Origin of the sequence: Labrenzia sp. THAF187b (genome assembly GCF_009363375.1) — a bacterium.
GTDB classification, from domain to species: Bacteria; Pseudomonadota; Alphaproteobacteria; order Rhizobiales; family Stappiaceae; genus Roseibium; species Roseibium algicola.
Map to the genome: position 1 here is coordinate 2398521 of NZ_CP045344.1, position 16682 is coordinate 2415202.

Here is a 16682-nt window from a genome sequence, read left to right on the forward strand (position 1 = left end):
TCGGACATTCTGGCCGGCGGATGCTTTCCTGACATCAGGTCGTTTCCGCTGGCTCTTCGTATCTGGAACCTGACATGCTTCGCTTTCTTCTAGGTCGTCTCGGCCTGTTGATACCGACATTCTTCGGCGTCACCCTCGTCGCCTTCTCGTTTATCCGCATGCTGCCCGGCGATCCTGCCGAACTGCTCGCCGGCGAGCGCGGTATATCTGATGAGCGGAGGGCTCAGGTCCTTGGCCAGCTTGGCTTCGACAAACCGCTCTGGCAACAGTACCTCGACTACATCGCAGGTATCTTCCAGGGGGATCTGGGCACGTCCTTCGTGTCGAAGAAGCCGGTGCTGGATGAATTTCTGACACTGTTTCCGGCGACTGCCGAACTCGCGCTCTGCGCCATCATCATTGCCGTCTGCCTTGGCATTCCCGCCGGCATCTTCGCGGCCGTGAAGCGCGGATCGGTTGCCGATCAGGCAATCATGGGCACGGCGCTGGTCGGCTACTCGATGCCGATCTTCTGGTGGGGCCTGCTGCTGATCATCCTGTTTTCGGGAACCCTCGGCTGGACACCGGTCTCCGGGCGCATCTCGCTGATGTTCTTCTTCCCGCAGGTCACCGGCTTCATGCTGATAGACAGTCTGCTGTCCGGCGAGAAGGGCGCTTTCCTCTCCGCCGTCCGGCACCTGATCCTGCCGTCCATCGTTCTGGCGACCATTCCGATGGCAGTGATTGCACGCCAGACACGATCCGCCATGCTGGAAGTTCTGGGCGAGGACTACGTGCGCACGGCCCGTGCGAAAGGTCTGCCGCCCCGCGCGGTGATCGGTCTGCATGCGCTGCGCAATGCCCTTATCCCGGTGGTGACCACCATCGGCCTGCAGGTCGGCGTGCTTCTTGCCGGCGCGATCCTGACAGAGACTATCTTCTCCTGGCCGGGCATCGGCAAATGGCTCGTCGACAGCATCTCGCGCCGCGACTACTTCGTGGTCCAGGGTGGTCTGCTGCTGATTGCCGGGATCATCATGATGGTCAACCTGATCGTGGACGTGCTCTACGGCCTGATCAATCCGCGTATTCGCCACAACTGAGCCGGGGACAAGGAAAATGACAAATACCTCGCCGGCTGCGAAAGCCGATCAGACCAAGCTCCAGGCAGAAAGCCGCAACGCCACCAAGGCGCAGCTTGTCGAGTTCTGGTACTACTTCTCACAGAACAAGGGTGCCGTTGTCGGCCTCGTGGTGTTCGCGTTGCTGGTCCTCATGGCCATCTTCGCGCCGCTGGTCGCACCGCATAGTCCCGACTTCCAGTATCGCGACAGTTTCCTCGTGCCTCCGGTCTGGGAGGAGGGCGGCAAGGCCGCGTTCCTGCTGGGAACGGATGCCGTTGGCCGTGATATTCTTTCGCGCCTCATCTTCGGCGCGCGCTTCTCGCTGTTCATCGGTGTTGTCGTCGTCACCATCGCCCTTGTCGGCGGTGTCGTGATCGGCCTTGTCGCCGGTTACATGCGCGGCATGACCGACACGCTGATCATGCGTGTGATGGACATCATCCTGGCATTCCCTTCGCTTCTGCTGGCCCTCGTGCTGGTGGCTATCCTGGGGCCCGGGCTGATCAACGCCATGATCGCAATTGCCATCGTGCTGCAGCCGCATTTCGTGCGTCTGACCCGCGCGGCCGTCCTGTCCGAACGCACACGGGACTATGTCGTCGCGGCGAAGGTGGCAGGTGCCGGGCATATGCGGCTGATGTTCAAGACGATCCTGCCGAACTGTCTGGCGCCGCTGATCGTTCAGGCGACGCTGTCGTTCTCCAACGCGATCCTGGATGCGGCTGCCCTTGGCTTTCTGGGTATGGGGGCACAGCCGCCAACACCGGAATGGGGCACCATGCTTGCCGAAGCGCGCGAATTCATCCTGCGCGCCTGGTGGGTGGTAACCTTCCCGGGTCTGGCGATCCTGATCACCGTTCTTGCCATCAACCTGGTCGGTGACGGCCTGCGCGATGCGCTCGACCCGAAACTGAAGAGGAGCTAAGCCATGTCTCTTCTTGAAATCAGAAACCTGAAGGTCGAGTTCGACACCGCCAAGGGCCCGTTCAAGGCGCTTGACGGTGTTGATTATGCGGTCGATGCGGGCGAGGTCCTGGCGATCGTCGGCGAATCCGGGTCCGGAAAATCCGTCGCCATGCTGGCGACCATGGGTCTGCTCCCGAACACGGCAACGATCACCGCCGACAAGATGGAATTCGAGGGTCTCGACCTGCGCACCCTGTCGGCCAAGGAACGGCGCCGGGTTATCGGGAAAGACATCTCGATGATCTTCCAGGAGCCGATTGCCAGCCTCAACCCGTGTTTCACGGTCGGCTTCCAGCTCGGTGAAACACTGAAGACCCACATGGGGTTGAAGGGACGTCAGGCCCGGGACCGGGTGGTCGAGATCCTGACTTCCGTCGGTATTCCGAACCCAGCCGAACGCCTGTCCGCATTTCCGCATCAGATGTCCGGCGGCCAGTGCCAGCGTGTGATGATCGCCATGGCAATTGCCTGTGCGCCGAAACTGCTGATCGCCGACGAGCCGACGACTGCCCTTGACGTGACGATCCAGAAACAGATCCTGGATCTCCTGGTCAAGCTGCAGCAGGACAGCGGCATGGGGCTGATCATGATTACCCATGACATGGGTGTGGTGGCCGAAACGGCCGATCGTGTCATCGTGCAGTACAAGGGCCGCAAGATGGAGGAGGCCGACGTGCTGTCCCTCTTCGAAAACCCCAAGAACCCGTATACGAAGGCATTGCTTTCAGCACTGCCGGAAAATGCCACGGGCGACCGCTTGCCGACGGTGAGCGACTTTGCCGAAGCGGGAGGTTTCTGAGATGGCTGACGATGTGATCCTCAAGGTCCGCGATCTGTACCGGACCTATGACATCAAGGGCGGCATGTTCAAGAAGGCGTCGACCCTGACCGCCGTCAAGGGCGTGAACCTGGATGTGGAACGCGGCACCACCCTTGCCGTGGTCGGCGAAAGTGGCTGTGGCAAGTCGACCCTTGCGCGCATGCTCACCATGATCGACGCGCAGTCTTCCGGCCTTATCGAGATCGATGGCCTGCCGATCGATATCTCCAAGACCGGTATTTCCCGCGAAATGCGCCAGAAGGTGCAGATCGTTTTCCAGAACCCCTATGGCTCGCTGAACCCGCGCCAGAAGATCGGCCATGTTCTGGAAGAGCCGCTTCTCCTGAACACCGACATGCCGTCGGCAGAGCGCCGTGACCTGGCGCTGCAGATGCTGGAGAAGGTCGGGTTGCAGCCGGAGCACTACGGCCGTTATCCGCACATGTTCTCCGGTGGCCAGCGTCAGCGCATCGCGATTGCGCGGGCGATCATGATGAAGCCGAAGTTGCTGGTGCTCGACGAGCCGGTCTCCGCGCTTGACCTGTCGGTCCAGGCACAGATTCTGAACCTGCTTGCGGACCTGCAGGAGGAGATGGGCCTCACCTATGTGTTCATCTCTCACGACCTGTCGGTGGTGCGCTACATCGCAGACAAGGTGATGGTGATGTATTTCGGTGAAGTGGTGGAATACGGCACGCGGGACGAGGTTTTCGAGAACCCGCAGCACGATTACACCAAGACACTGTTCGCCGCGACGCCGAATGCGGATGTGGAAAGCATCAGGAAACGACTGGCTGCAAAGGCTGCCTGAACCGGCAGTTCTGTCAGACGCTGAAAACAAGACCCTCGCTCTTTCCGGAGCGGGGGTTTTTTGCTTTCGGTCACGGAAGTACCGGGATCGACCTGCGCTCCAACTCCGGCCCGGTCGCAGCTTCGGTTTGCAACTTGTCGCAACGCAGCAATTTTTGGGTTGCATAATTCCATATTTCGAGTATTCTCGAAATATGGAAAAAGAAGACGCCCTGAATGCATTGGCAGCTCTTGGTCAGGAAACCCGCCTCGACGTCTTTCGCCTGTTGGTGAAGGCCGGAAAAGAAGGCATGACCGCCGGTGCCATCTCAGATGCACTCGATGTGCGTCCGAATACCCTGTCGACCCACCTGGGCGCCTTGTCCCGTTCCGGCCTTGTGCACGCCGAACGGGACGGGCGCTCGATTTGTTATCGGGCGAGCCTGGAAGCGATGCAGGGCCTCGTGACCTACCTGTTGCAGGATTGCTGCGGCGGCAACCCGGAACTCTGCGCACCGATCGCATCGCTTGTGGCCGGTGGCGGCTGTGAACCAGGTGGGAAGTGCTGACATTCAGGAAACAGATACGCCTGGATGCTGGAAGGTTCCTTTCGGCAGCAAGACAAGCTGCGTGACCGGTTCTGAGCGAATTGATGTTGAGACACCTCGGGCAGGTTTTCCACGCTGCTCCCTGGTTTGCTGAAATGCCGATGTGAGAGAGAGTTGGAATGACACAGGAAACGTCACCCATGGGGCTCTTCGAGCGCTTCTTGTCGCTCTGGGTTGCCTTGTGCATTGCCGCCGGGGTCGGGCTCGGCGCCCTCTTTCCCGGGGTCTTCGAGGCGATCGCCTCTCTGGAATATGCCAGCGTCAATCTGGTTGTGGCCGTACTCATCTGGGTGATGATCTACCCGATGATGGTCAACGTCGATTTTGCCTCGTTGAAGGATGTCGGCCGCAAGCCCAAGGGGCTCTGCATCACGATCGTCGTCAACTGGCTGGTCAAGCCCTTCACGATGGCAGCACTCGGCATCCTGTTCTTCGAGCACGTATTCGCGGGGCTCGTGGATCCGCAGACTGCAAAAGAGTACATCGCCGGCATGATCCTGCTCGGTGTCGCACCGTGCACGGCCATGGTCTTCGTCTGGAGCCAGCTGGTGCGCGGCGATGCCAACTACACGCTTGTCCAGGTCTCCATCAACGACATCATCATGGTGTTTGCCTTCGCGCCCATCGCTGCGCTGCTGCTTGGTGTGACCGACATTGTCGTACCGTGGCAGACCTTGCTGCTGTCGGTGATCCTTTATGTGATCATTCCGCTGGTGGCCGGCTATTTTACCCGCAAGGCGCTGGATGGATCGGGGAGCGACGAGCGCATCGCCGAGTTCACGGCAAAGGTCAAACCCTTCTCCGTCATGGGTCTTCTGGCAACCGTTGTCCTGTTGTTCGGATTTCAGGCGCAGACCATTCTGGAAAAGCCGCTGGTGATCGTGTTGATTGCCGTTCCCCTGCTGATCCAGAGCTATGGCATTTTCTTCGTCGCCTACGCCTGGGGGTATCTGTGGCGGGTGCCGTTCAACACCGCCGCGCCGGCAGCGCTGATCGGGACGTCCAACTTCTTCGAGCTTGCCGTTGCCGTTGCCATCAGCCTGTTCGGTCTGAACTCGGGCGCTGCCCTTGCGACGGTTGTCGGTGTTCTTGTGGAAGTGCCGGTAATGCTGTCGCTGGTCGCCTTTGCAAACCGGACACGGTCTCACTTTCCGGCGGCTGCCTAACCGGAGCCGCTGACCAGCGTCGTTGCCTGACGGCGCAGGTAAAGCATCAGGTTTTCCGCGTGATCCATCGCGGCGACCTCGTCTCCGGCAGCAACGGCGCGCATGACCTCCATGTGGCTCCAGGCTGCCGGGGTGAGATCCTCCTCACCAAAATGGCGGTACCAGAACCGGCGGCTCTGCGTCTGCAAAGGGGCCAGGGCCTTTGCTGCAAAAGGGTTGCAGGCAGCGGCCGAAACGACTTCGTCGAAGGCTTTGTCCAGGCGCAGATAGTCCGCCACGTCCGGCTTCGCAGCCGCCTCGCGCATGTCTAGCGCAATCGCTTCCAGGGTTCTGCGGTCGTCCTTGCTGGCAAGCCGCGCTGCCAGCCCTGCAACGAGACGTTCCAGAGCGTGGCGGGCCTCAAGAACCTTCAGAAAATCGGACGGGTTCATTTCCGCAACGACAATGCCAAGCCGCGGCCGGATGTTCAAAAGGCCTTCCCAGGACAGCCGCTGAATGGCTTCGCGTATGGGTGTTCTGCCAAAACCCAGTCTCTGTGTAAGCGCGGCCTCCGTTACGGTTGCCCCTGGTTTCAGTTTCAGGGTCACGATTTCTTCTTCCAGCAGGCGATAGGCCTGAGTGGATCGGCTGAAATCTGCGGACATGAAAGTCTGGGCCTTTATATGTTTCAGATGTGCGAGTGATATATCAGAAGGTCAGCCGCTAGACGAGCCTTGCCGGTTCTGGCAGGACGGTGAACCTGAAAACAGACTGTTGGTCTGGACGGTGGATCCTTGCGACACCCGCATTGTTTCGCCGAACAGGTCGTTGATCGCGAACGAGAAAAGACACGCCGAATGAGCAAGGGACATGTCCATGTGATTGGTGCGGGCATCGTCGGGCTGGCGACTGCTGCCAGCCTGGTGCAACGCGGTTACGGCGTGACGGTGCTGGACCGCGAAGGCCCTGCGGCAGGCGCAAGCCAGGGCAACGCGGCTGCCATCGCCTGGACAGACGTCGCGCCTCTTGCGTCGCCCGGCTTGTGGAAACAGGCCTTCAAATGGATGCTGGATCCGCTGGGTCCCCTGTCGGTCCGTCCGGCCTATGCGCTCAAGATCCTGCCGTGGATGCTGCGTTTCATGGCGGCTTCAAACCCTGCAAAGGTGGCGCAGAGCACGAAGGCGCTGGCAGATCTGAATGGAGGCGCTCTTCCGGCGTGGGAAGCGCTCTGGCGGACAACGGGAACCCACAACCAGGTGCGCCGGGACGGCTGCCTGGAACTGTTCGATACGGTACAGTCGCTTGAAGCCTCGCGCGCGGGCTGGGCCGAGCAGCGCGACTACGGCATCAAGGTTGAGGAGCTGGATGCATCTGCGATCCGGGATCTGGAACCGGACCTTTCTTCCCGTGTCGTCGGCGGGGCACTCGTGCCGGACTGGGTGCAGGTGGATGAGCCCAAGGTCCTTTGCCTTTCGGTTGCCGAGTGGCTGTCATCTCAGGGTGTCAAGTTCGAGATTGGTGAGGTCAGCCGCCTGCAGCCCAAAGACAAAGGCTGTGACGTGATCCTGAAAGATGGCGGCACGATCGCGGCCGAGCGACTGGTGATTGCCTGCGGGGCATGGTCGAAGGCCCTTGCCGCGCAGCTGGGAGATCCGATCCCGCTGGATACGGAACGCGGTTACAACATCACTATCCCGGACCCCGGCGTTAACGTGAACCGCATGATCATGCTGTCCGGTCACGGGTTCGTCCTGTCGCGTCTGTCGAGCGGCTTGCGCGTGGGCGGGGCAGTGGAATTCGGCGGTCTCGACCTGCCGCCGAACTGGCGCCGCGTGGACGCAATGCTGGCCAAGGCAAAGCTGTTTTTTCCGGAGCTCAAGTCGAAAGGCGGCAAACGCTGGATGGGGTTCCGCCCGTCGATTCCGGACAGCCTGCCGGTCATCTCGCCGGCAACACGGCATGGCGGCATCTTTTATGCCTTTGGCCACGCCCACCACGGTCTGACGCAGTCTGCCGTCACGGGGCAGATGATTGCTGACATGATCGAGGGTGTCCGGCCTGATATCGATCCAGCGCCCTTTGCGGCAAGCCGGTTCTGAGCCAATGTCAGTGCGGCGGCCCACAGGCCGCCGCTTTCCTGTCAGGGCTTCATCGTCATTTCAATGCTGATGTGCTGTGCCTGCTCGTGAAAGTATTCTTCGGTCGGCACAAAGCCATAGGCGGTGTAAAAACGCCGGCCGCGAGCATTCTCCTTGAAGACTTCAACGGTGAGCGGCCCCTTCTGTTTGACCGCGTGATCCACAAGGGCCCTTCCGAGGCCACGTCCATGATATTGCGGGTCCAGAAACAGGCCGCCGATGTAGTTGTCCAGCAGCGAGATGAAGCCGACGGCAACACCGTTGATCTCCGTGACGTAGGTTTCCGCTTTCGGCAGATAGATGTCACGGATGGCGGTGGCGGCCATGTCGTGAAAGTCGTCGCTCAGAAACGGGTGGGCGAATTCACTGGCCTTGCGCCAGATATGGATGATCCGTTCAGCGTCCTGGCTGACATAGGGTCTGATCATTTGGATAACATTGTCCTTTGCCGATCATGAGGTCACGACCGGGTGGTGTCTCTCTTCAGGTTTGGCAAACGCAGTCCGGAGCAGCCGGAGGCGATTTGCGGATGGGCACCGATGGGTGCCCGAGAGGTCAGGACATAAAATCTCCGAAGTGGACTGAGAGGCCCATACCACACCCTGTTGCCGGAGGAAAAGACACATGCTTCTCGAAGCTGACATCGGCTGTCTCAGATCGACTGCATTGGCGAGCGGCGTTTTTCCCGGTAGAGCTTGTCGAGATGCAAGGTCACGATGGCAAACACCACCCAGCTGGTATGAAAGACAAGACCTGCAAGCATGACGGTCCATCCGGGGATCGGCCCTATCGCCGCCCGTTGGAACACGTCGGCAAGGCTGGTCAGTGGGACAGGGTGTATCGCCAGCTTGCCGTAGTAGGCGACAGCCTGGATCGCCAGGATCCAGGAGTAGTTGCTGCGCAAGCGCCGTCCTGCCGCCCTGACCAGCGAGATATGATAATGCGGCATTTCATAGTCGTCGGAGAGCATCGTTGCCCAGCTTCCGCGCATGGGTACTTTGCCTCCGGCGAGGATGGGCGCGTAAAAGTCCGTCTCCATCAGCCGAGCCCGCGCCCGAAACATGTTGTAGTAGCGGTAGCGGCGAGCTTCGAAGATCAGGAAAACAGTTACCAGCAGCCCCACCAGCACCATGGGCAAGGGTGATGCTTCCTTGTTGGAGAATGTCGCGGACAGCGCGATGCCGGTGGTGACGACGGCCCAGTTGGTGGTGTTGTCGAGGCGGGTGCGCCAATGGGTGCTGCGAAACACCTCAGCGCGATAAAGGTGGGCAAGCGCGGTGAGCGTGCCGGACTCCATGTCCTGCTTGGGCCAGTCCTGTTCCTGATCCTTCTGAGACATATTCCGTTCCTAAACGGACTTCTTGTTAAAACAGAGTAATGCAGTTTCCCGCTATTGCCAGAGGGGCAAAATTGACCATGGCGAAGCCGGGGAAGGGCGCGCGCTGCCTGTCTGACAAAGTGCCGCGCAAGCAACCGCAAATCGAAGTTCCTTTTCCTGTTCGTATGACCTAAAGTTCGTCGTTGAATACAGTAATTTTCTCCGAAGACGCTGCATTTTCTCTAAAGTAACTTCAATGGAACAGGCATTTTGATGAACAGGTTTTCGCTTTTTGTCGTGCTGGCAGCACTTGTTTTGCCAGCCAGTATCGCTTTCGCCTCACCGGACGTCGATTTCCCGCAAAACGGTGCATCCTACGGCGGCAAGGTTCGCAGTGGTCCTGGTATGCAATACGGGCAAAGCGGCAGTCTCCGTCAGGGGGACGCCATTTTGATCCTGTCCGGTACCGGGGTCATGATGAATGGATACGAGTGGTTCCAGGTCAGGTATCGCAACGGACAGACGGGCTTTCACTGGGGCGGGCTGTTCTGCTCGGAGCGCCCATACCCGGGGATATACGAGGTCTGCGGAGGCCGGCCTCAGGTCCAGAACCCGGTGCCGCAGCAACCTGGCGGCCAACTGTCGGCAGCTCCTGGTGTGAATGGCCAGAATGTTGGTGTCGTCCGGCATTCTGGCGGCAGTTTCACAAACATTGGAAACGGCCAGTGGCAGGAAGCGGACGTCTACGGCACCGTGAATTTCCATTTTCAGGAATTCGGCCGGGACGACTGGTCGGTGTATCTCCACGATGCTTCAAGAAATGTGACGCTGCAGCTGGATCTGCATCGGCGCATGATCCTTTATGAGCAGGGAAATGGTCCGCGGTCGGACCTTTACCAGATCACCGATGCCTTTCCGGCGCGCAACTATCAACCGGCAGCAGCTGGCAATGTGGCGCAGCCGGCCGCGGGAGACTCAATCACGGTGCATTACACGTGCACCGAAGGATTGCCTTTGACGGCCACCTACGTGCAAAGCGGCAACGGCCACCTGATCTACACCATTGACGGTCACACGCCGAGACGGCTCGAGCAGGTCGTCTCAGGGTCGGGCGCGCGTTATACGGACGGTCAGTACACGGCTCACAGCAAGGGGCGTCAGCTCTTGCGCCAATCGCCTTCGGGCATCGATGACTGTTACGAAAACCAGTAGCAGGTTGATCCAGCGGCGCTGATAACGCCGCTGGATCAGGCCCTCATTTCTTCTTGTTCATCGCTGCGGCAAGTGCCGCGGCCAAGGCGTTGTTGCCGCTGTCTCCGCCGGAGGACTTCGGCGCACCGCCACCACGGGGGCCATTTCCGCGCGGACCGTTTCCGCCGCCTGGCCCCTTTCCGCCGGGGCCTCGGCCCCCAGGACCGCTCCGGTTCTGGCCACCCCTTTCCTGACCACCGCGCTCACGCTGGCCCTGATAGTCGGCCTGGGACTTCATGGTCATGGAGATGCGCTTGCGCGGAACATCCACTTCCAGGACCGTCACCTTGACGATATCACCGGCCTTCACGACCTTGTGCGGATCATCGACGAAACGGTCCGCCAACTGGGAGACATGCACCAGTCCGTCCTGGTGGACGCCGACATCGACGAAGGCGCCGAAGTTGGTAACGTTGGTGACCGTGCCTTCCAGCTTCATGCCGGGTTTCAGGTCGGAAATTTCCTCGACGCCGTCCTGAAGGGTGGCGGTCTTGAATTCGGGGCGCGGGTCACGGCCCGGCTTTTCCAGTTCCGACAGGATGTCCTTCACGGTTGGAAGACCGAATTTTTCGTCGGTGAATTCTGACGGCTCGAGGCCTTTCAGCAGTGAGGCGTCGCCCATGATCTGGCGCACGTCGCGGCCGCAGGCCTTCACGATCCGTTTTGCCAATGGATAGGCTTCCGGGTGGACGGACGAGGCGTCGAGCGGTTCCTTGCCTTCGTTGATGCGCAGAAAGCCGGCGCAGAGTTCAAAAGCCTTGGCGCCGAGGCGCGGGACTTCCTTGAGCTGTGTGCGACTGTCGAAGCGGCCGATGGCTTCACGGTGTTCGACCACCGCCTTTGCCAGACTGTCCGACAGGCCGGAAATGCGCGACAGCAGGGCGGGAGAGGCGGTGTTGAGATCAACGCCGACGGCATTCACCGCGTCTTCGACAACCGCATCCAGCGCACGGGCCAGCTTGGTCTGGTTGACGTCGTGCTGGTACTGGCCGACGCCGATAGACTTCGGTTCGATCTTGACCAGTTCGGCAAGCGGGTCCTGCAGGCGGCGGGCGATGGAGGCCGCGCCGCGCAGGGAAACGTCGACATCCGGCATTTCCTTCGCCGCCAGTTCCGAGGCCGAATAGACCGAAGCACCGGCCTCGTTGACGATGACCTTCACCGGGCGCTGGGCGGCGGGGATGTCGGCAAGAACATCGCCCGCCAGCTTGTCTGTTTCACGGCTGGCCGTGCCGTTGCCGATGGCGATCAGGCCGACCTTGTGTTTCGCGATCAAGGCGAGGAGAGCGGCGCGGGAGCCGGAGACATCATTGCGCGGTTGGAACGGATAGATGGTCGCGGTTTCAACCAGCTTGCCCGTTGCATCGACAACGGCAACCTTCACACCTGTCCGGATGCCGGGATCGAGGCCGAGCGTGGTTCTGGAACCGGCGGGGGCTGCCAGCAGCAGATCCTTGAGGTTGCGGGCAAAAACCTGGATGGCTTCTTCTTCCGCCTTGTCACGCAGGACACCCATCAGGTCGAGTTCCAGGTGAAGGGCAAGCTTCACCTTCCAGGCGAAACGCGCAGCTTCCATAAGCCACTTGTCGCCAGGGCGGCCCCGGTCAGCGATGCCATAGGTGTCAGCAACCATCTTTACGGCGGGCAGGACAGGGGAGACGTCGTCAGCATCAACCGTCAGGTCGACAGACAGGATGCCTTCGTTGCGGCCACGGAACAGCGCAAGGGCACGGTGGCTCGGGATCTTCGACCATTGTTCGGAATAGTCGAAATAGTCGGCGAATTTCGCTCCTTTTTCAGCCATGCCGTCGATGAGTTTCGATTGAACGACACCACGTTCCTCGACATGGCGGCGCAGGCGGCCGACCAGCTCGGCGTTTTCGGCAAAGCGTTCCATCAGGATCTGGCGGGCACCGTCAAGCGCCGCCTTGGTGTCGGCAACGCCCTTGCCTTCATCCACGTAAGCGGCCGCTTCGGCCTCGGGGTCCCGGGTGGGATCGTCCAGAAGAGTGTCGGCCAGCGGTTCCAGACCGGCTTCGCGGGCAATCTGCGCCTTGGTGCGACGCTTCTTCTTGAACGGCAGATAGATGTCCTCAAGCTGGGACTTTGTATCGGATGCCTGAATGCTGGCAACAAGATCGTCGGTGAGCTTGCCCTGCTCTTCGATGGATTTGGTTATGGCGACGCGGCGGTCTTCCATTTCGCGCAGATAAATCAGCCGCTCTTTGAGCTTGCGCAGCTGGGTGTCGTCAAGCCCGCCGGTGGCTTCCTTCCGGTAGCGGGCGATGAACGGCACCGTCGAACCTTCGTCCAGCATCTGGACGGCCGAATTCACCTGGCCGGCCTTGCAGCCGATTTCATCCGCGATCCTCTGTGCGATGCGCAGGGCGATCTGGGCGGACAGGTCGGCCTTGGGAGTGGACGTGGTCGGGTCGGTCATCGATACGCTTGCCATTTACGAAAGGTACTTTCCGTCGAGAAAAATCTGAGCCGCAGACGATAAGCCCCCTCAATCGGGCGGAAAAGGGACCGATGAGCTCCGTCCACTGTGAAATACCGAAAGATTGCCGGATCGGGCGCGCCGGATTGAAACAAGCCGAGCCCAATGGCGAACCAATTTCGCGGCAGGCAGTTCAGTGAAATTGTTTTGGTATGCACTTTTAGGTTGAGCTACAGGTAGTTCCTGTACGAATTGCAATAAATTGCGTATTCTGCGTTGAAAACGAGCAGCTATTCTTTCAACAAGATGTCGTGGTCGGTTGGTGGTGCGCATGGGGGCAAGGGCGCACATCCTGCCGAGGTTCAAGGTTCCCGAGCTTTAATAACCGGATCACACGGTTTGTTATGAGGAGTGCAGACCGATGGCGCGCGGACGGCCAAGAAAAATCGATACCAAAGACGCTCTTCATTCCGTGATGATCGCCTTTTGGCAGAACGGCTACACCGGCACATCCATGAGCGATCTTGCCGAGGCGTCAGGCATGGCCAAACCGGGCCTTTATGCCGCGTTCGGCGACAAGGAAGCGCTGTTCGAAAAGGCGCTTCTGCACTATTTCGAAACCTACGGCGGGCCGGTTTTTGCCAGGTTGAAACGGGCAGAAAAACACGTTGTCCAGGACTTCCGGGATTTTCTCGGTGCCGTCGCGGATCTGACGCTGGACAAGGAAACACCGGCTGGATGTTTTCTCGTCAATGCGCTTGTCGACTGCACATACGGCGCTCAGCGGCACCAGGAAGTCGTGCTGGACCTTCGGGCTGCACGGTTCAAGGCCATCAGGGATCGCCTTTTAAAGGCGGTTGCTGCGGGAGAGATGTCTGAAGATACGGACGTGGACCGGACGGCAACCTTCATCGACGGACAGTTTTCGGCAATTGCCCTGCTTGGGCGCAGTGGCAGCAGCGAGAACGACCTCAGAACCTTTATCGAGACCGGTCTCCAGGCACTTCCTGCAAGCAATGATCTGCAGGAGATTTCCGAAGCCGCGTTCAACTCGCCTATCTTACGACAGTGATCTGCTCGGCGGCGCGGGTGACTGCGGTATAAAGCCAGCGGCTCTTGTGCTCGCGGAATGCCCAGCTTTCATCGAACAGGACAACGTTGTCCCATTGCGAGCCCTGGGCCTTGTGGACGGTCAGCGCATAGCCGTAGTCGAATTCGTCCGCCTTGCGCCGGATGGCATAGGGAATGCTTTCCGCGCCATCCTCGAACATGGCCGGCAACACCTTCACCTTGACGGCGTTTCTCGAGAGCTCGTCCTCGGACACGACATCGAAGCGCAACGTGTTGCCACGTGGGGGGCGCAGGCGCTTGACCGTCCAAAGACCGCCGTTCAGAAGCCCCTTGGTCTTGTCGTTCCTGAGGCACACCAGCTTGTCGCCGACCGCTGGCATGGGAGTGGAGAAATCCTTCAACTCGCGAATGCGGGCGTTGTAGAGCCTGCGCGTCTTGTTGGTGCCGACCAGCACCTGATCGGCGGCAAGGATCTGGTCCTTGTCGATGTCGCGCCGGTGGATCACCCGGCTTTCGCCGAATGTGCCGTAGTCGAGCTGGCCACCGTCGCGAATGGTCATCGACATGCGTACGATCGGATTGTCCTGCGCCTGTCGGTGAACCTCGGTCAGCATCACGTCGGGCTCTGCTTCGGTGAAAAAGCCACCGCCCTTGACCGGAGGCAGCTGTGCCGGATCGCCCAGCACCAGAACAGGCGTGCCGAAGGACAGAAGGTCCTTGCCCAGGTCTTCGTCGACCATGGAGCATTCGTCGATGACGATCAGGCTCGCGGTCGAAGCCTGGCTGTCCCGCTTGATGGCAAACTGCGGGCCGCTGTCGTCATCATCGTCGTCAAGGTCGTCTTCTTCCTTGGCCGAACGGGGGCGGTAGATCAGCGAATGGATCGTGCCCGCGTCCTCGCAGCCTTTCTGGCGCAGCACATGCGCAGCCTTGCCGGTGAAAGCGCCAAAACAGACATCGCCGTCGATGCCTTCCGCCAGATGCCGGGCAAGCGTTGTCTTGCCTGTGCCCGCAAAGCCGAACAGGCGGAACACCTGCCTGTCGCCGCGCTTTAGCCAGGCAGCGGCTTCTTTCAGGGCTTCATCTTGTTGCGGGGACCAGGCCACGGAATGCTCCTTCAGGATCAGAACCGGTTGCTTACCCCGAAACGGGCGATTCGACCACGGCGGAATTGGGGGGCTTGAGGCCGTTATGTTCAGGCGCGCGCACCGGGCGTTCGTCCAGCGAAGCCAGACAGCAGCCGTTTCCAATCCAGACGCCAGCCTCAGACCTTGCTGTAGTTCCAACCCCAGCCGCAGCCGTAGACCCAGACTCAGCCCCAGCCTCCCCCTCATCCTGAGGAGGGCCGATGGCCTGTCTCGAAGGATGGGCAGCACACTCAGGAGCAAGTGGCCCATCCTTCGAGACGCGCACTTTCGTTTGCTCCTCAGGATGAGGGGGAGGGCTGGGGATCGCTCCTACGATTTCGGCTCAGAAGAACAGAAGCTTGAGTGAAATTACCCCAGAACCGAGAACGAGCTTTCCTTGGTCAGCTCGCGCTTGCGGGAGAACGTCGCCGTGTTGAGCGTGTGGGGGACATGCTCCAGCTTGAATTGCAATGGCTTGGCGTCATGGTCATTGCCAGCTTCGCAGTAACCGATCAGATCTGTCATCAGGCGCCCGGCAACGGTTGCGTTCTTGAACTGGTTGCCGCTGGTTCCGATGGCCAGGTAGTAGCCATCGACATTGGTGCGGTCGTAAATCGGGAGCCAGTCGTCCGTCGCGTCATAGAGCGCCGCAACCCCCACAGGGTGCTGGGATACGCCCAGTTCGGGTACTCGTTGAGAGTAGCGGTAGGCATAGGTGAGACCGCGGTCGGTGAGGTCCATTGCAAAATCGTCGGGATCTTCCACGAGATGCGGGTCGCAGGCAGGGTTCTGGCTGCCGATCATCAACTGGCCGCCGCCACCCGGCTTGACGTAGACGGAGATGTCGTTGTCGGAAACGACCAGACCTTCGCGGGAATAATTCAGACTTTGTGGCGGGGCGATCTGAACCACTTCCTGGCGCAGCGGGCGGTGGCCAATCTTCATTCCGGTCTCACCTTCCAGGAGCGCGTTCACCTTGCCGGAATGCGGGCCGGCGACATTGATGACGATGGCTGCCGGGATATGTTCGCCGTTCTCAGTGAGAACACCGGTGACACGGTTGTTCTCTACCGGAATCTTGACGATCCTGGTCTTGAAGCGGAACTGCGCCCCAAGCCTGGCTGCCGCATCCTTCAGGTTGCGGGCGGCGATTTGCGGATCGTCGACGTAGCCACCTGCCGGGAAGAAGACACCGCCCTGAAGCGCACCACCGGTCGGCATGCCGAAGTCGTCGTCATCCATGGTTTTCGCCGGGGCGAAACAGTCCAGGTTGTAGCCCGGGAGTTCCTGTGTGATGCGGTCGGCCGACCAGTGTTCATAAGGGATGCCGAGGGCGTCGGCATGTTCCAGAACATGCTTCTGGTAGTTGTCGGATGCGGTCTTCATCACCAGTGTGCCGGTCTCGATGAAATGTGCCAGTTCCCCGGTGTCTTCCGTTTCCAGATAGGCCTGCCAGTTCTTCCAGTCGTGATAGCCTTCAAGGGCCATCGCCGTGCCGTCGCGCGTGGAATAATAGGTGCGGATCACCGCCGCGGAGCTGGAGGTGGAGCCATAGCCGGCTGCCGGCAGGGCGTCGACATTCAGTGTCTTGTAGCCCTTGCGTGTCATGGACAATGCGATGGCGCAACCGATGATGCCGGCACCGATGATAATCACGTCATGGCGGTTCGGCGTTTCGTTTGATGTTGGCATGGCTGTCCTTCCTTCCGGCGTTTCGCCCAGAACAGAGGACAGCCCCTTTTTTGTCTAGCGGCAAAACCGCCACTTGATGTTCCGATCCAGTCATATCGTTTGTCGGAAAGGCTGCAGCTGCAGCTAAAAATCATCATATGTTTATAAATAAAACCATCATGCTGAGTTTGCTAAATATCGTGGAATTTGTTCTCAAGTCTCAAATTGTCCTGAA

The 16682-nt window shown here is 59.9% G+C and carries 15 protein-coding genes; 9 read left to right on the top strand and 6 right to left on the bottom strand.

The genetic code is table 11. The features are described from left to right. Positions 1–74 precede the first annotated feature (74 nt). The 6 genes from FIV03_RS11070 to arsB all read left to right on the top strand — a co-directional run bounded on the left by FIV03_RS11070 (position 75) and on the right by arsB (position 5452). Complete coding sequence (locus FIV03_RS11070) at positions 75–1082, top strand: ABC transporter permease subunit (RefSeq protein WP_023003396.1); 1008 nt, start codon at positions 75–77, stop codon at positions 1080–1082. A 16-nt stretch (positions 1083–1098) separates the two neighbouring features. Then, positions 1099–2028, top strand: a complete 930-nt coding sequence (locus FIV03_RS11075) for an ABC transporter permease subunit (RefSeq protein ID WP_023003395.1) — start codon at positions 1099–1101, stop codon at positions 2026–2028. Between the two features lie 3 nt (positions 2029–2031). Next, the gene (locus tag FIV03_RS11080; protein WP_152509575.1) at positions 2032–2868 is read left to right on the top strand and encodes an ABC transporter ATP-binding protein; all 837 of its coding nucleotides are present in this window, start codon (positions 2032–2034) and stop codon (positions 2866–2868) included. A 1-nt stretch (position 2869) separates the two neighbouring features. Then, a complete protein-coding gene (locus FIV03_RS11085; protein ID WP_023003393.1) occupies positions 2870–3700 on the top strand; it encodes a dipeptide ABC transporter ATP-binding protein in 831 nt (276 codons plus the stop codon). Between the two features lie 193 nt (positions 3701–3893). Beyond that, positions 3894–4247 (top strand): metalloregulator ArsR/SmtB family transcription factor, encoded by a 354-nt coding sequence (locus tag FIV03_RS11090; RefSeq protein WP_055661220.1) that lies wholly within the window; start codon positions 3894–3896, stop codon positions 4245–4247. Positions 4248–4405: 158 nt separating this feature from the next. After that, positions 4406–5452, top strand: coding sequence for an ACR3 family arsenite efflux transporter (arsB, locus tag FIV03_RS11095; RefSeq protein ID WP_152509576.1), 1047 nt, complete (start codon positions 4406–4408; stop codon positions 5450–5452). Here arsB and FIV03_RS11100 read toward each other — a convergent pair. After that, entirely contained in the window at positions 5449–6096 is a 648-nt protein-coding gene (locus tag FIV03_RS11100; RefSeq protein WP_152509577.1) for a GntR family transcriptional regulator, read from the bottom strand. The genes arsB and FIV03_RS11100 overlap by 4 nt on opposite strands. Positions 6097–6288: 192 nt before the next feature. On the opposite strand from FIV03_RS11100, the gene FIV03_RS11105 reads away from it, so the two are divergent. Continuing rightward, positions 6289–7530, top strand: a complete 1242-nt coding sequence (locus FIV03_RS11105) for an FAD-dependent oxidoreductase (RefSeq protein WP_152509578.1) — start codon at positions 6289–6291, stop codon at positions 7528–7530. A gap of 41 nt (positions 7531–7571) precedes the next feature. On the opposite strand, the gene FIV03_RS11110 is transcribed toward FIV03_RS11105, so the two are convergent. Further along, positions 7572–7997, bottom strand: coding sequence for a GNAT family N-acetyltransferase (locus FIV03_RS11110; protein WP_152509579.1), 426 nt, complete (start codon positions 7995–7997; stop codon positions 7572–7574). 224 nt (positions 7998–8221) lie between these two features. Then, positions 8222–8908, bottom strand: coding sequence for a DUF2270 domain-containing protein (locus FIV03_RS11115; RefSeq protein ID WP_152509580.1), 687 nt, complete (start codon positions 8906–8908; stop codon positions 8222–8224). 252 nt (positions 8909–9160) lie between these two features. Here FIV03_RS11115 and FIV03_RS11120 point away from each other — a divergent pair, with 252 nt between their 5' ends. Further along, on the top strand, positions 9161–10099 hold the full coding sequence (locus FIV03_RS11120) for an MliC family protein (protein WP_152509581.1): 939 nt from the start codon (positions 9161–9163) through the stop codon (positions 10097–10099). Between the two features lie 43 nt (positions 10100–10142). Here the strand turns inward: FIV03_RS11120 and FIV03_RS11125 are convergent, their stop codons facing one another. Further along, a complete protein-coding gene (locus FIV03_RS11125) occupies positions 10143–12593 on the bottom strand; it encodes a Tex family protein (RefSeq protein WP_152509582.1) in 2451 nt (816 codons plus the stop codon). Positions 12594–12999: 406 nt separating this feature from the next. Between FIV03_RS11125 and FIV03_RS11130 the strand changes: the two genes are divergently transcribed. Further along, positions 13000–13650, top strand: coding sequence for a TetR/AcrR family transcriptional regulator (locus tag FIV03_RS11130; RefSeq protein ID WP_152505543.1), 651 nt, complete (start codon positions 13000–13002; stop codon positions 13648–13650). Here FIV03_RS11130 and FIV03_RS11135 read toward each other — a convergent pair. Next, entirely contained in the window at positions 13634–14755 is a 1122-nt protein-coding gene (locus FIV03_RS11135; RefSeq protein ID WP_023003383.1) for an ATP-dependent RecD-like DNA helicase, read from the bottom strand. The genes FIV03_RS11130 and FIV03_RS11135 overlap by 17 nt on opposite strands. Before the next feature lie 390 nt (positions 14756–15145). Continuing rightward, positions 15146–16468 carry an FAD-dependent oxidoreductase gene (locus tag FIV03_RS11140; RefSeq protein WP_152509583.1) on the bottom strand — a complete coding sequence of 441 codons (1323 nt, stop codon included), beginning with the start codon at positions 16466–16468 and terminating at the stop codon, positions 15146–15148. Positions 16469–16682 lie beyond the last annotated feature (214 nt).

Excerpts from the sequence above, each read along its gene's own strand:
- FIV03_RS11120 (WP_152509581.1), top strand. The coding sequence starts at position 9,161 with ATGAACAGGTTTTCGCTTTTTGTCGTGCTGGCAGCACTTGTTTTGCCA.
- FIV03_RS11075 (WP_023003395.1), top strand. The coding sequence starts at position 1,099 with ATGACAAATACCTCGCCGGCTGCGAAAGCCGATCAGACCAAGCTCCAG.
- FIV03_RS11100 (WP_152509577.1), bottom strand. The coding sequence starts at position 6,096 with ATGTCCGCAGATTTCAGCCGATCCACTCAGGCCTATCGCCTGCTGGAA.
- FIV03_RS11130 (WP_152505543.1), top strand. The coding sequence starts at position 13,000 with ATGGCGCGCGGACGGCCAAGAAAAATCGATACCAAAGACGCTCTTCAT.
- arsB (WP_152509576.1), top strand. The coding sequence starts at position 4,406 with ATGACACAGGAAACGTCACCCATGGGGCTCTTCGAGCGCTTCTTGTCG.
- FIV03_RS11090 (WP_055661220.1), top strand. The coding sequence starts at position 3,894 with ATGGAAAAAGAAGACGCCCTGAATGCATTGGCAGCTCTTGGTCAGGAA.
- FIV03_RS11110 (WP_152509579.1), bottom strand. The coding sequence starts at position 7,997 with ATGATCAGACCCTATGTCAGCCAGGACGCTGAACGGATCATCCATATC.
- FIV03_RS11085 (WP_023003393.1), top strand. The coding sequence starts at position 2,870 with ATGGCTGACGATGTGATCCTCAAGGTCCGCGATCTGTACCGGACCTAT.
- FIV03_RS11080 (WP_152509575.1), top strand. The coding sequence starts at position 2,032 with ATGTCTCTTCTTGAAATCAGAAACCTGAAGGTCGAGTTCGACACCGCC.
- FIV03_RS11070 (WP_023003396.1), top strand. The coding sequence starts at position 75 with ATGCTTCGCTTTCTTCTAGGTCGTCTCGGCCTGTTGATACCGACATTC.
- FIV03_RS11105 (WP_152509578.1), top strand. The coding sequence starts at position 6,289 with ATGAGCAAGGGACATGTCCATGTGATTGGTGCGGGCATCGTCGGGCTG.
- FIV03_RS11125 (WP_152509582.1), bottom strand. The coding sequence starts at position 12,593 with ATGGCAAGCGTATCGATGACCGACCCGACCACGTCCACTCCCAAGGCC.
- FIV03_RS11115 (WP_152509580.1), bottom strand. The coding sequence starts at position 8,908 with ATGTCTCAGAAGGATCAGGAACAGGACTGGCCCAAGCAGGACATGGAG.
- FIV03_RS11140 (WP_152509583.1), bottom strand. The coding sequence starts at position 16,468 with ATGCCAACATCAAACGAAACGCCGAACCGCCATGACGTGATTATCATC.